Below are 12,852 nucleotides of genomic sequence, written 5' to 3' on the forward strand. Positions count from 1 at the left end.
AAGTTGTCCGGCGCTGCGATGTTTAACAAGCGGGCAAGACCGGGCGTGTCTCGATCGAGCGACGGATCAGCGCTTCGACCTCACGCCGTTCGTCGCCCGCAAGCGGCAAGCGCGGAGGACGGACCGGTTCGGTGCCGAGACCTGCGATTGCTTCCGCCAGCTTGATGTTCTGCACGAGTTTCGTGGAGACATCGAGTGCGAGCATTGGCGCAAACCAACGATAGATAGTGCGTGCTTCGTCCAGGCGGCCGGCCTTGAGAAGCTTGAAAATGGCTACCGTCTCTTCAGGGAAGGCGCACACGAGTCCGGCAACCCAGCCGTGCGCGCCCATCAGGACGGCTTCCATCGCAAGGTTATCGACGCCGCAAAAGAGGGCATATCGATCGCCGACTGCGTTGATGAGGTCGGTGAAGCGGCGCACGTCGCCAGCCGACTCCTTGATCGCGACGAACTTCTTTTCGTCGGCGAGTTCGGCGAACATGTCAGGCGTCACGTCCACGCCGTAAGCGAGCGGATTGTTGTAGACCATGATCGGCAGGGGACTGGCGCTTGCGATCACACGATAATGATTCAACGTCTCGCGCCGATCCGATATGTAGCGCAAGCCCGGCAAGACCATATACCCGGCTGCGCCATGCTTCACGCCGAGCTCAGCTTGGCGGCATCCGTCGAGCGTGCTGTTCTCGGCGATAGTCAGCAGCACGGGGACCCGTCCCCGTGCTGCATCGACGGCGATATCAAGCACGTCCAGCTTTTCGTCGAGCGACAGCGTGGAGGCTTCCCCAAGCGATCCGCACACGATGATCCCATCTACGCCCGCTGCAATTTGCGCTTCAATGTTCTTCCCAGTCCACGCTCGATCTATGCTGAAATCGGCATTGAACTTCGTTGTTACGGCAGGCATGACGCCTTCCCAGATATGTGCCACGGCAGCGCTCCTGACAATAATGAATTGAAACGAGTCTAAGCATTGCATCAAGGCTCGTCTTGCATCATGCACGCAGGCAAAGTGCCGATTTCGGCATAATAAAATTCGTTGGCGATCCAATAAAACGCATGCTTCGCAAGGTGCTAAAGAATTCAGGCTAGTCTAATAATTATGCTGAAATCGGCATGGAACGCGCCTAGTGCGACCAAGACGCCGCGCACCCCAATTCCTACGATGACAGCATGAAAACCCTCGAATTCATCGATTCCCATACCGGTGGCGAACCTACGCGCCTGGTCGTATCCGGAGGACCGGAGCTTGGCGCCGGCACGCTGGCCGAGCGCTTCCATACCCTGCGGGAACTACACGACGATTGGCGCACAGGCGTTGTCACGGAGCCGCGCGGTTCCGACGTGTTCGTCGGCGCATTGTTGTGCGAGCCGGATGCTCCCGAGTGCGCGGCAGCGGTCATCTTTTTCAATAACGTCGGTTATCTCGGCATGTGCGGCCATGGGACGATAGGCCTGGTTGTATCGCTCGCATATCTTGGGAAAATTCGGGCTGGATCGCATAGAATCCAGACGCCGGCGGGCGTTGTGGAAGCCACGCTCAATCACGACGGCAGCGTAAGCGTGCGCAATGTCCCCGCGTATAGATTTCACCACGCGCTCACTGTAGATGTTCCGGGTCATGGATCCATAACCGGCGATATTGCATGGGGAGGAAACTGGTTTTTCCTTGCAGCGGACCACGGCCAGGAAATTACTGCAAGCAACATCGGCAGGCTGACCGTATTTACGAATGCCGTACGCAATGCGCTGCAAGCGCAGAACATTACCGGCGCAAATGGCGCGCTGATCGATCACATCGAACTGTTTGCGGACTCGCCGCGTGAAGGCATCGACAGCCGCAACTTCGTGCTGTGTCCGGGCAGCGCTTATGATCGTTCGCCGTGCGGCACGGGCACGAGCGCAAAAGTCGCGTGTCTGGCGGAAGACGGCAAGCTTGCCGAGGGAGAGATATGGCGGCAGGAAAGCATTATCGGCAGCGTATTCGAAGCGAGTTACCGGCGCACGAACGAGACGAACGACATGGACAAAACGGCGGTGATTCCGGTCATCACGGGCCGCGCGCACATCATGGCGCAAGGCCAGCTGTGTTTCGATGATACCGATCCGTTTGTCCGGGGCATTGCGGCCGCCTGAGGCTACCTGAGCCGCTTGCGGTCAATACCAATTTTGACGCGCGCGAGCCGACTCTATAATCGGTCGCAACGCAGTGTGCTGAAGGCGCCACTCGCGGACATCGACGACGCCAGCGAGACGCGAATGATCACCACGACAGACCGTCCGGCGCCGCGCGCGCAACAGAACGGGCACATGAGCGGGAGCGGGCAGCCGGGCCTGCATGCCGCGCTGCGGTCTCCCGCGGGCGCGCCCACGCTCGATTCCATGCTGGAGCATTTCAGGCTGCTCGAACCGGTCTTCGACGCGATGCCCGACATTGTGTTTTTCGTGAAAGACAGGGAGGCGCGCTACGCCCTTGTGAACCGTGCGCTCGCTTCGCGCTGTGGCCTGAAAGACAAGTTCGGCTTGCTGGGCAAGACCGCCGAAGAGGTGTTTCCGCAGCGCTTCGGGCGCATCTACACGGCGCAGGACAGGGCGGTCCTGGCGCAGGGCAACGCCATGATCGACCAGCTCGAACTGCATCTCTATCCGGCGCGGCAGCCTGGGTGGTGCATGACATCGAAACAGCCGCTGCATGATGCAAATGGCAATGTGGTCGGCCTCGCGGGCATCTCGCGCGACCTGCAAGCGGATGAAAGCACGCACCCCGCATATAGCCGGCTTGCCGCGGTAGTCCAGCATATCCAGTGCAACTTTGTGCAGCCGTTGAACATGCCGCATCTGGCGGCCATGGCGAACATGTCCATTGCGCAACTCGAGCGCTATTTTCACAAGGTGTTTCACCTGACGCCGCGACAGGTGCTGCTCAAGACGAGGCTGGATGCAGCCACGGCGCTGCTCGTCACGCGTGACAAGGTAACGGACGTGGCGGCCTTGTGCGGATACACGGATCACAGCGCATTCACGCGTCAGTTCAAGGCGACTGTGGGTCTCACGCCAACGGAGTATCGCGCGCTGCTTCGCGCACATGGGCCGGTTGGCAAAAGTTCTACATCGGCGCGATCGAATCAATAGGTCTGATTTTTGCCGATGCAAATTGGTGCACCAAAAGTTACCTGCTTGCCCTCGCGCCCCGTACTTCTGAATCTTCGCTGGCGAAAATTGCGCTGGTGAAAACGCTTGTGCAGCAAGCTTTTCGCGGCAGTTGCTCAAGCACTTTCTGTGGTCGGTCTGTTTTTTGCTGTATCGATGCTCGAAAGCAATGAGGCATACTGCGCCCGTTGAAAATCTTGAACCGCGTACCGTTCGACACCGGCGTGCGCGGCTTATAACACGGTGTCGCATGGATCTCGCGCCGTTGTGCTGTGGCAGTCCAATGCCAGCAGTGAGTGAGAAACCGCAGTAGCGACATTGGCACCGGAATCCTGTTTGAGCTGTACGAAAAGATAATGATGAACGAAGTAGCGAGACTGGGGCATGCCCGGATTGTGCTGATTGAGGACGATCTGGAAAGCAGGGAGTCACTGCGTATGTTGCTGGAAGAAGAAGGCGCGGATGTAGTTGCCGTCGCCGATGCCGAAGAGGGCGCGGAGACCGCCATTCGCGTGCTGCCCGATGCAGTGATCTGCGATATCGACCTGCCGGCGATGGATGGCTTCTACCTGATCCAACGTTTGCGGGATCATGAAATACGGGGCAACCTGATTCCATCGGTTGCGATCGCGCTGACCGGCCACGACGGCGAAGAGTACCGGTTGCGAAGTATCGGCGAAGGGTTCCAGCATTTCATGACCAAGCCCGCACATCCCGATGCGCTTGTGACGCTGATTCAGCAATCGCTCAGCGCGCGCGTGTTGTCCTAGCAGCGAATTCTGGCGCGCGACGGGCATTGGCTCACGCGATACGAACCTACGACCGGTCCCGGTTGCGCGCGCGCGTCGCGCCTGTAATGACCGCAATGCCGAGCAGGATCACATCGACGATCAGGATGGTGTGCTGCGTCACGTGCATGGCGACGAGCGCCCACGAAACGCCACCGATCAGGATCAGCCAGCCGGCGAGATAAATTACCAGGGTCATTGAATTGTCCTTTGATTTGCGTGTTGGTATGAATGCTGTAAGCCGGAACTGCGCCCACGCATAAACCGGGCCCAGCCCGGCAACACACCGTGAAACCGAGGACCCGCTCGGTTTGCGTGGCGCCCCGCGCGTGCCGCCGTGTTGTATTCTTTGCGCGTCGCGCCCGGACCTCAACCCTTACGGCCAAGCCTACATGCTTACAGTTCATCACCTCAATAATTCCCGCTCGCAACGCGTGCTCTGGATGCTGGAAGAATTGGGCGTCGAGTACGACATCAAGCGTTATCAACGCGATCCAAAGACCATGCTCGCGCCCCCGGAACTGCGGGCCGTGCATCCGCTTGGCAAGTCCCCTGTCATTACCGACGACGGCCGCACGCTCGCGGAATCGGGCGCCATCCTGGCGTATCTGAACGAGCGTTATGGCGAGGGCCGCTTTGCGCCGCCGCACGGCATCTCGCCCGAGCGGCTGCGCTATGACTACTGGATGCACTACGCCGAAGGTTCTGCCATGCCGCCACTGTTGCTCAAGCTGGTTGCATTGCGCATTGGCAGCGCGCCCATGCCGTTCTTCGTGAAGCCAATAGCGCGCCGGATCGCGCAGACCATGCAGGACAGCTTCATCGATCCGCAGTTGAAGCTGCACTTCGGGTATGTGGAAGGCGAGTTATCGAAGTCCGAATGGTTTGCAGGCGACACGTTCAGCGCCGCCGACGTGCAAATGAGCTTCCCGCTCGAAGCCGCCAGCCAGCGCGCCGGGGCCAAATCCCTGCCGCATGTAGCGGCGTTCCTGCAGCGGATTCACGCACGTCCCGCCTATCAGCGCGCGCTCGAACGCGGCGGCAAATATGACTTCGCGGACTGATACGGCGCACGGTGCGGGGTGCCCGCGCGGCTTGCGTACAATGGCCGCAGATATCCCGACTCCGGCTTGAATCAGGCGGCGCGCGTCACGTGGCAAACGTCCGCCGATGGCCTTGATCAAGCACCCGAACCCCGTATTTAGCGCGAAGGCGAAGCATGGCTCGAATCGTCCCCGACGACTGGAAGAATATGGAAGCGACCGGCGCAGCCGTGCGCGAGCTCGACACGCTCGCGCTGCTTGCCCGGCTTCCCGATGACTACACCGTGTATCACGGCGTGCACTGGACGCGTATCAACGAAGGCTTTTCGGTATTCGGTGAAGCGGACTTCGTCGTGGTCGCGCCCTCGGGCCGCGTGCTCGTGATCGAACAAAAAGCCGGGTTCCTGCGCGAGACGCCGGCCGGCCTGATGAAGGTCTACATGCAGAAGGAGCGCAACGTCGCCATTCAACTGGCGCGCACGCTTGAAAACCTGCATCGGCGATTCACGGCGGCGTTTGGGGCGGGCACGTATCGCATCGAGGAATTGCTTTATTGCCCGGACTATACGGTCAAGGATGCATCGATTGCAGGCGTTCCGGCATCGCGGATCGTCGATGCAAGCCGCAAGGCAAAATTGCCTTCGGTCGTCCTCGAGATTCTTCCGCCGGATGAGCCGCGCTTCGAAGCGTCCGCGCGGATTCACCATTTCCTCTCCGACGAACTCGCTCTCACGCCCGATACCAACGCGCTGGTCGGACAGGCCGACATGCTCGTCACCCGGCTGTCGGGCGGCCTCGCGACATGGGCGCGCCGCCTCGAGTTCGAGCCGTTCAGGTTGCGCGTGATCGGCACGGCCGGCTCGGGCAAGACGCAGCTTGCCGTGCAGGTCATGCGCGACGCGGTAGCGAAAGGCCGCAGCGTGCTCTACGTCTGCTTCAACCGGCCGCTCGCGGATCATATCCGGCTGGTGGCGCCGCCCGAAGCGCGAATTGCCAACTATCACCAGCTGAGCGCCGCCGTGACGCGCGACGCGGGTGCGCCGCCCGACTTCAGCCAGCCGAACGTGTTCACCACGCTGGAAGAGCGCTTCGCGAATGTGGATATTGCGGAGCACTGGAAGTTCGACGTGCTGATTGTCGATGAAGGCCAGGATTTTCATGCGGTCTGGGTCGACGCGCTCGCGCGTCTTCTCAAGCCGGAAGGCGCGTGGTGGTGGCTCGAAGACCCGATGCAGAATCTCTATTTTCGCGACCCCGTGCCGCTGCCGGGATGGACGACGCTACGCGAGACCACGAATTACCGCAGTCCGCGTGACTTGCTTGCGTACATCCGCCGGATTGTCGGGCGCGAGGTGCGGCTTGACGCAGGCAGTCCGTTCGACGGCTCGGAGGTCAGTTTGTCGACGTATGAAAACGGTCATCCCGACGAAGTGATCGAAGCGACCAAGCGCGCCATCACGCAGGCGCTCGCGCTCGGGTATCGCAAGCAGGATATTGCGGTGCTGTCGTTTCGCGGCAGAGAGGGGTCCGTGCTGACTTCGGTCGAACATCTCGGGCCGCATCGCTTGCGCAGTTTTACTGGGACTTACGATTTGTTCGGGAATCCGGAATATCGTGAAGGCGACGTGCTGCTCGAATCCATCTACAGGTTCAAGGGCCAGTCCGCGCCGTGCGTGATCTTTACGGAAGTCGACTTCGACGCCTTCGACGAACAGGTTGCGCGGAAGTTTTTTGTCGGCGCGACGCGCGCGACCATGAAGCTGATCGTGGTGGCGTCCGAACGTGCGGCGCGCGCCTTCGAGGAACAACACTGACGGTAATGAAAAAGTTCGACGTGATCCGTTGCATCTTGTTGCTGCTGGCGCTTGCATGCGCGCCGCTCATGGCGCATGCAGCGCCATTGACGCTGGAAGTCGAGGGGAAGATTGGCCGCACGAATGATCCCGACCATACCGTGTACAGGATCAGCGAGGCCGAGTTCATGAAGTTGCCGATCCACACCATCACGACCTCGACAAGATGGACACCCAAGTCCACGTTTTCAGGTCCCAGGCTCGCCGATATCCTGCAACTCGTGGACGCGCATGCCGAGTGGGTGGAGCTTCGCACGCTCGACGACTACGCTTACACCGTGCGTGTTTCGGAAGCCGAACGCTACGGCGCAATCCTCGCGTACAGCATGAACGGCACGCGTTTGAAGGTCAGCAACTTCGGTCCGTTGTTCCTGATCTACCCACGCGATGCGTACCCGCGCGAACTGACGGGTTCAGTGGCTGATGCGAAGTTCGTATGGCAAATCAAGGCGCTTGTCCTTAAATGATCGGCGCGCCGTTTCGCCGCCTGAAGGTTGCGTTGCTGTTCGCGGCAGCCATTGCACCGCCGCTCGCGGGCGTGGGTTATCTGCTTTACACGGGCTTGCTCGCCAACCAGAGTACGGCGCAACTCGCCTTGCCATACGATGGTTTTTACTGGGACGGCGCGCAATTCCAGATAGCCTATGGCCGCTTTGGCAATCAGGTATTGCTGTTCCGAAGCGGGATTGACGCCAATGTCGATGAGATTCAGCTTCGCTTCGAGATCCTGCAATCGAAGCTTGCCATTGTCACGTCCTCCACGTCGATGCTTGCCGACCGCGAAGCGCTTCGCAACAGGCAGCAGGAAATCCTGCGGCAACTCGACGCCGCGCTTGCATCCATCGAACCGGATATGGATGCATTGAGTACCGACCCGTCACGCACGCTCAGGATCATTGGCGTGTTGCGGCAGAACCAGGATGCCGTGAACGAACTGGCGAACGGACGCCGTGTGGTGGATGTGGCGGAGCGCGACTACATCGTGCGTGATTTCGTTTCCAAGCGCCGTTATCTGTTCGCGGGCGGCATGTTGCTCGCGCTGCTTTCCATGGTCGCCACGGCCATGCTGCTGCTCAACGGGTATCGCCGCTCGCGGCTGATTCATCAGCAACGTGCCGCGCTTGAGGCGCAGCATCAGGCGACGCGTGCCGCACGTGAAGCATCGCAGGCGAAGGACGCGTTTCTCGGCATGATCAGTCATGAACTGCGCACGCCGCTGCACGCCATTGTTTCGTCGGTGGAACTGCTGGAACTGAACCTGCATAGCGAAAGCGACCGCAAGATCATCCAGCGGCTCGAAACCGGCGCGCGCCATCTCGAGGCGCAGATGCGTGACCTCACCGACTTCGCGCGGCTTGGCGCGGGCAAACTGGAATTGCGCCTGACCGTGTTCGATCCAATGGAACTGCTCGATTCCATCGTCGATGCGAACACGCCGGCCGCGAGCGCCAAAGGCCTGGTGCTGCGCGGGCAGTTCGCAGGGGAAGCAGGGCTGATCGAATCGGATCAGCACCGGCTGCGGCAGATCGTGACCAACCTGGTGACGAACGCCATCAAGTACACGGATTCCGGTTCCATTGATGTCCGTTTCGAGCGCACGCTAGAGCGCCTCGACATTTCCGTGGTGGATACGGGCCCTGGCATTGCGCGCGAACAGTTGCCGCTCATCTTCAAGGAATTCACGCAACTGGATTCGTCGACGACCCGCCGTTTCGATGGCGCGGGCATGGGCCTCGCCGTCGTTCGCGGCCTGGTCGAATTGCTGGGCGGCGTGGTGAACGTATCGAGCGACATTGGACAGGGGGCGGCGTTTCGCGTGAGCTTGCCAGCAGCGCCCGTCGCGCATGTGCCCGAACGCGAGCGAGCGCCGGCCGACTTGCCGCCGCTAAAAAAGGCGCGCGTGCTGGTGATAGACGACCACAATTCGATTCGCGAGTCGCTATCGGAAATGCTTGCGCATCTGGGTTATGCAAGCGTGGCGATGAGCGACGTGGACAGCGCGCTCGCGTGGCTGGAGACAAATCAGGTCGACGTGATCCTGGCGGATCTGCACATGCCGGGTAAGGACGGATATTCGTTTGTCAACGAGTACCGGGCGCGGCGCGCCTCCGGCGCGAGTCTGCCGGTCATCGCGGTCAGCGCGTATGCGCCCGATCTCGTGGACCCGAGCGCTGCAATCCTGTTCTTCGATTACCTGCTGAAGCCAGTGCGGTATGAAGTGTTGAAGAGCGCGCTGGCGCGGGCGTTATCGGCGACGCGGCGGATTCATTGAGCGCTGTGCCGCGTCCGGATCAAGCATCACGCTCTCAACAATCGCTTCGAAAGGTCCGCAACGAGAATGGCCATGCGCGCCGGTTTCTCGAAACACGTCACGTTGTAGCGCTGAATTATGTCGCTGATTTCGGATTCGCTGGCCTTGCCGGTGGTCAGTTCGCCCGTCAGCACGAACACGGGTGCATCCGGATTGTCCGAATTGCGCACCGCACGAATCGCTTCCGCCGACGTGTGCGAGCCGAACAGCCAGTCGATGACCACGGCGTCGAAGACTTGCGTTTGCAGCGCTTCGGCAAAACCGTCGAGCCCGTAAAGGGCCACCGCCGCAAAACCGCTGCGCTCAAGATAGTCGTGAAGATTGTCAGCAGAAGTCTGGTCGTCGTCCACGACCGCGATCAGCGGCTTGTCCATGTCCGTGCGGCGCGGCTGGATCTCGATCTTGTGCACGTCATGAGCGGCCTGCAGCAACACGCCTTCGTGTGTGGTCACGAGCCATCGCCCGTTCATGTTCTGCGCGATGAAATCCGGCCGGCTGCCGGGTTCGAGCGCGTCGCCTATCCACGCAACGCACGCAATCTCGGCTGCGCCGAGCTTGAGGACGGCGTCCTGCGCCGTGCCCTCGGTGTCGTCGACGTCGGCATTCTTGGCGTCGAAAAGCTGCAGCGCGGGTTCGTCGAAGGCTTCCGCCACGCGGCGAATCTGTGCGAGCGTCCATGGACTGTTGCCGCGCAGTTTGCGGTGGCCCTGGGAAAAACTCAGGTCGAGAATGCGGCAGAGCTCGGCGGTCTGCTGCCGTTTGCCGATGCCGTGGCGATTCATCAGGTCGCGTACGCGCTGGGCGACAGCGAGGGAATCAGAGGATGAGGTTTCAGTGACCATGCTGCTGCTTACCGGTTAAAGCGCTTGAGGTGTCAAGAGGCTGCGAGGGGGCTATTGTAGGCGCAAGCGCGAGCCTGTTTAAAAAACTCTTGAGCCGATAAATGGGGTAGCCCACATGTTGGCGCGTTTTATTTCGGATGGCGGGAAGGACCTTGAGCCGGGCGGGGGAGCACGCTAAAACATGCAAACGTTGGCGAGGTTTTCGGACTTGCACCTTTGCCGTGCGCCTGGAGCGGTTCCGGTCATGCGGCGCGCCTGGTCGCCCGGGCGTGTGAGCGGCAGGGCACGCATCGTCTCGGCAATAAAACCGGCGTGCATGTACATTCGGAAGCAGCGGCCAAAAACCTTGGTGGCTGCCTAATGCAATGTCGAAAAAACGGGGGCAGGGATGCGCATCACCAAGTCTCTCAGAATGGCGACAAAGTCTGCGACTGCGCTATGCGTGCTGTCAGTACTCTTGCCCACGCTCGCGCATGCTGAGGCGATCGAGGAACAGCTCGACTGCAAATCGTCGGGGCATACGTTTATCAGCGCGCTTCTGGCAAGCGGCGAAATCCAGAGCAAGCCGATGCGCGTCGAGGCCAACTCCGTCAACGCGTTCCGGCCGGCTCACGGCGTCAAGCTCACGGCATACGACTTCAAGGTGTTTGTCGTGCTCGGCTATCAGAAGGACGATCCCCTTTTCGCTCAAGGCAAGGGAACGCCTATCGCGGATTCTGCTTATGGCGTGGTCGTGACAGGACCTTCCGACGATGTCAAGGAACGCGTGCGCCAGTCGGGAAGCAGCGCAATCGTCCGTGAAATAACACCCGTGACGACTGCAATAGTCTGCAAGTCGGAGTGAGGACGGCCCGAGTTCAACCGGTCTCAGGCGGCAGGCGGGTCCAGGCGCCACATGATCAGCGGGCCCACGGCGTGTTGCGTTACCTGCATGCCTGCGTCCTGCGCGAAGCGGGCAAGCAGGAACGCATCGGCGTGTTGTGTCAGTCCGGCGAACCCCTGCTGCGGCGAGTCCGGGTTGCGCTTTTGAAGCTGGAACCAGAGTTCGCCGACGTCACGGCTCAGCGGCACGCTGCGCGCACCTGTTACCTGTGCTCTCAAGGCGAACGCGCGGCTGTCGGCGAGATCTTCATCGAATATGACGATGAGCGGTTGTACGACCGGCTCGTACGGTTGCGACAACGCCAGCGCCCTCGTGGACCATAGCGTTTGCACGCCAGCCGCCAGCGAGCTTGCCGCCAGGAAATCACGCCGCGTGTGTTTCATTGTGCGCGGCCTCCGTTCTTGCCGGGCCAGATTCCCTGTTTCCCCGGAGACAGGACCCCGTTCGGATCGAGCGCATGCTTGATAGTCTCGCTCAGGCGCATCAGCGCATGATTGTTGAAGTCGTACTGCGACGCCGCGAGGTCCATGTATTCCAGATGCGTCCTGTATTGACCATAACCCGCCGCGCCGAAGTCGTTTATCAAGGTTTCGAGCAAGTTGCGCGCGCCAGTGGTTTGCCCGGCGTCGTCGCGATTGAAAATGGCCGCGAAGATGTGATGCATGCTGCGTGCTCCGACGGTGAACCCGCCGTAGTAATCGAAGCCGTATTGCGCCGCCCGGTCCCGCACCATTCGCACCTGCTGCACGGCGTCGTGGCCTACCGGCGGGCACACCGGCGAGAAGTCGATATGCGCGCCCGAGCCGCCGCGCCAGTTGAGCAGGTTGAACGCGTCGAGGTTCGGAATGCCGACCTGGCTGCGGTCCCCGCCGCCTTTCGGTTCGACGCTGGAATCGATATAGGGCAACTCGATCAGCTGCGCGTCCGCGATGCGTGAAAAACGCTCGTGGATCACATCGCGCCGCGCCTTGACCAGACGCTCGGGGCCATACAGGCAAAAGCGCAGGTTCCATCGGCCGATACCAAGCGCCCGTGCCATCTTGTCGATCAGCGCATCCGGCATGGCGCCCGGCCCGTCATACCATTGCTTTCGCGTGGAAACGCCCGCGGCCCAGCGCACGGCGCTTTCGATGACCGCGTTGCTCTGGATGGTTTCGTCGAGCTTGAGGGGGCGCAATGTCTCCACGATATTTTCCAGATCGGCGTCATGACGGAACATATAGCGGCACAACAGATAGCCTGCCGGACGCGGCATCAGCCACACGCCGATCTTCGTGACGATGCCGAAATTCGATTGCATGAACATGGCGTCATAAGACGGCCCGAAACCGGGTTTGAAGACCTGCCATTCGCGGCTGCCGCTCATTGCGCCCATGCCGGTGCGCACCAGGTCGCCGTTTGCCAGCATCACTTCCATGCCGCATTGCGCCGACGCGTGGTCGCCGTAAGGCGTCGTGCCGAAGCCGCGCTCGAGCGTATTGCCCATCACGCTGCCCCAGCCGGCGGCAGGCGGATCGAGCCAGAGCTTGCTGTCTCTTGCCTTCAGCTCGCGATAAAGATCGTAGTAGCTCACGCCCGGTTCGACGAGCGCAAAGCCCAGCGTCTCGTTGATCTCGAGCACGCGGTTCATGCGCTGCATGTCCAGCACGACGCAGCCTTTGAGCCGCGGCGCGGCGCCGCCATAGGCGAAATTGCGTCCGGTCGACACGCTCCACAAAGGCACGCCATACCGGTTCGCCACGTTCAGCACGGCGCGAAGCTGTTCAATGTCCGCCACCAGAACGACAGCCGATGCCTCATGGGCGCGAGTGTCGCCGGGTGGGAAGGGATCGAACGGATCGAGATACGGCTGCGCCGCCCCCTCTCCGGAAAGCACGGCAGCGCGGCCCACGACGGCGGCGAATTCTCCAAGCGCGCGCTGGAAATCGGACTCGGACATTCCCGGCGGACGCGCCGGTCCGCTCATGGCTCCATCAACGTGTTCG

General features: G+C 61.0%; 13 protein-coding genes. 8 read left to right on the top strand and 5 right to left on the bottom strand.

What is annotated here, in order from left to right; translation table 11 throughout:
- Positions 1–22 precede the first annotated feature (22 nt).
- On the bottom strand, positions 23–928 hold the full coding sequence (locus tag AWB64_RS08485) for a dihydrodipicolinate synthase family protein (protein ID WP_060818238.1): 906 nt from the start codon (positions 926–928) through the stop codon (positions 23–25).
- A gap of 242 nt (positions 929–1,170) precedes the next feature.
- Between AWB64_RS08485 and AWB64_RS08490 the strand changes: the two genes are divergently transcribed.
- The 3 genes from AWB64_RS08490 to AWB64_RS08500 all read left to right on the top strand — a co-directional run bounded on the left by AWB64_RS08490 (position 1,171) and on the right by AWB64_RS08500 (position 3,917).
- The gene (locus AWB64_RS08490; protein ID WP_060818239.1) at positions 1,171–2,133 is read left to right on the top strand and encodes a 4-hydroxyproline epimerase; all 963 of its coding nucleotides are present in this window, start codon (positions 1,171–1,173) and stop codon (positions 2,131–2,133) included.
- 174 nt (positions 2,134–2,307) lie between these two features.
- Positions 2,308–3,129 carry an AraC family transcriptional regulator gene (locus AWB64_RS08495; RefSeq protein ID WP_060818425.1) on the top strand — a complete coding sequence of 274 codons (822 nt, stop codon included), beginning with the start codon at positions 2,308–2,310 and terminating at the stop codon, positions 3,127–3,129.
- A 374-nt stretch (positions 3,130–3,503) separates the two neighbouring features.
- Positions 3,504–3,917, top strand: coding sequence for a response regulator (locus AWB64_RS08500; protein WP_099050499.1), 414 nt, complete (start codon positions 3,504–3,506; stop codon positions 3,915–3,917).
- A gap of 46 nt (positions 3,918–3,963) precedes the next feature.
- Here AWB64_RS08500 and AWB64_RS31905 read toward each other — a convergent pair whose 3' ends face one another.
- The gene (locus AWB64_RS31905) at positions 3,964–4,134 is read right to left on the bottom strand and encodes a hypothetical protein (protein ID WP_167353910.1); all 171 of its coding nucleotides are present in this window, start codon (positions 4,132–4,134) and stop codon (positions 3,964–3,966) included.
- Between the two features lie 193 nt (positions 4,135–4,327).
- Here AWB64_RS31905 and AWB64_RS08505 point away from each other — a divergent pair, with 193 nt between their 5' ends.
- The 4 genes from AWB64_RS08505 to AWB64_RS08520 all read left to right on the top strand — a co-directional run bounded on the left by AWB64_RS08505 (position 4,328) and on the right by AWB64_RS08520 (position 9,103).
- Complete coding sequence (locus AWB64_RS08505) at positions 4,328–4,999, top strand: glutathione S-transferase family protein (RefSeq protein WP_060818241.1); 672 nt, start codon at positions 4,328–4,330, stop codon at positions 4,997–4,999.
- 155 nt (positions 5,000–5,154) lie between these two features.
- A complete protein-coding gene (locus tag AWB64_RS08510) occupies positions 5,155–6,792 on the top strand; it encodes an ATP-binding domain-containing protein (RefSeq protein WP_060818242.1) in 1,638 nt (545 codons plus the stop codon).
- Positions 6,793–6,797: 5 nt separating this feature from the next.
- The gene (locus AWB64_RS08515) at positions 6,798–7,298 is read left to right on the top strand and encodes a putative pterin-binding protein (RefSeq protein WP_060818243.1); all 501 of its coding nucleotides are present in this window, start codon (positions 6,798–6,800) and stop codon (positions 7,296–7,298) included.
- Positions 7,295–9,103: an ATP-binding response regulator gene (locus AWB64_RS08520; RefSeq protein ID WP_060818244.1), complete on the top strand. Its 1,809-nt coding sequence runs from the start codon at positions 7,295–7,297 to the stop codon at positions 9,101–9,103. Before AWB64_RS08515 ends, AWB64_RS08520 begins: the two co-directional genes overlap by 4 nt.
- Positions 9,104–9,129: 26 nt before the next feature.
- Here the strand turns inward: AWB64_RS08520 and AWB64_RS08525 are convergent, their stop codons facing one another.
- A complete protein-coding gene (locus AWB64_RS08525) occupies positions 9,130–9,984 on the bottom strand; it encodes a helix-turn-helix domain-containing protein (protein ID WP_060818245.1) in 855 nt (284 codons plus the stop codon).
- Between the two features lie 442 nt (positions 9,985–10,426).
- Here AWB64_RS08525 and AWB64_RS08530 point away from each other — a divergent pair, with 442 nt between their 5' ends.
- The gene (locus tag AWB64_RS08530) at positions 10,427–10,828 is read left to right on the top strand and encodes a hypothetical protein (protein ID WP_244163991.1); all 402 of its coding nucleotides are present in this window, start codon (positions 10,427–10,429) and stop codon (positions 10,826–10,828) included.
- Positions 10,829–10,851: 23 nt separating this feature from the next.
- On the opposite strand, the gene AWB64_RS08535 is transcribed toward AWB64_RS08530, so the two are convergent.
- Entirely contained in the window at positions 10,852–11,250 is a 399-nt protein-coding gene (locus tag AWB64_RS08535) for a hypothetical protein (RefSeq protein ID WP_060818247.1), read from the bottom strand.
- Entirely contained in the window at positions 11,247–12,833 is a 1,587-nt protein-coding gene (locus AWB64_RS08540; protein WP_060818248.1) for an FAD-binding oxidoreductase, read from the bottom strand. Before AWB64_RS08540 ends, AWB64_RS08535 begins: the two co-directional genes overlap by 4 nt.
- Positions 12,834–12,852: the final 19 nt, after the last annotated feature.

It is taken from the genome of Caballeronia sordidicola (genome assembly GCF_001544455.2).
In the GTDB taxonomy this organism is placed as follows: domain Bacteria; phylum Pseudomonadota; class Gammaproteobacteria; order Burkholderiales; family Burkholderiaceae; genus Caballeronia; species Caballeronia sordidicola.

What these genes read in the sequence shown, in the direction of transcription:
- AWB64_RS08490 (WP_060818239.1), top strand. Translation starts at nt 1,171, where the DNA reads ATGAAAACCCTCGAATTCATCGATTCCCATACCGGTGGCGAACCTACG.
- AWB64_RS08495 (WP_060818425.1), top strand. Translation starts at nt 2,308, where the DNA reads ATGAGCGGGAGCGGGCAGCCGGGCCTGCATGCCGCGCTGCGGTCTCCC.
- AWB64_RS08500 (WP_099050499.1), top strand. Translation starts at nt 3,504, where the DNA reads ATGATGAACGAAGTAGCGAGACTGGGGCATGCCCGGATTGTGCTGATT.
- AWB64_RS31905 (WP_167353910.1), bottom strand. Translation starts at nt 4,134, where the DNA reads ATGACCCTGGTAATTTATCTCGCCGGCTGGCTGATCCTGATCGGTGGC.
- AWB64_RS08505 (WP_060818241.1), top strand. Translation starts at nt 4,328, where the DNA reads ATGCTTACAGTTCATCACCTCAATAATTCCCGCTCGCAACGCGTGCTC.
- AWB64_RS08510 (WP_060818242.1), top strand. Translation starts at nt 5,155, where the DNA reads ATGGCTCGAATCGTCCCCGACGACTGGAAGAATATGGAAGCGACCGGC.
- AWB64_RS08515 (WP_060818243.1), top strand. Translation starts at nt 6,798, where the DNA reads ATGAAAAAGTTCGACGTGATCCGTTGCATCTTGTTGCTGCTGGCGCTT.
- AWB64_RS08520 (WP_060818244.1), top strand. Translation starts at nt 7,295, where the DNA reads ATGATCGGCGCGCCGTTTCGCCGCCTGAAGGTTGCGTTGCTGTTCGCG.
- AWB64_RS08525 (WP_060818245.1), bottom strand. Translation starts at nt 9,984, where the DNA reads ATGGTCACTGAAACCTCATCCTCTGATTCCCTCGCTGTCGCCCAGCGC.
- AWB64_RS08535 (WP_060818247.1), bottom strand. Translation starts at nt 11,250, where the DNA reads ATGAAACACACGCGGCGTGATTTCCTGGCGGCAAGCTCGCTGGCGGCT.
- AWB64_RS08540 (WP_060818248.1), bottom strand. Translation starts at nt 12,833, where the DNA reads ATGAGCGGACCGGCGCGTCCGCCGGGAATGTCCGAGTCCGATTTCCAG.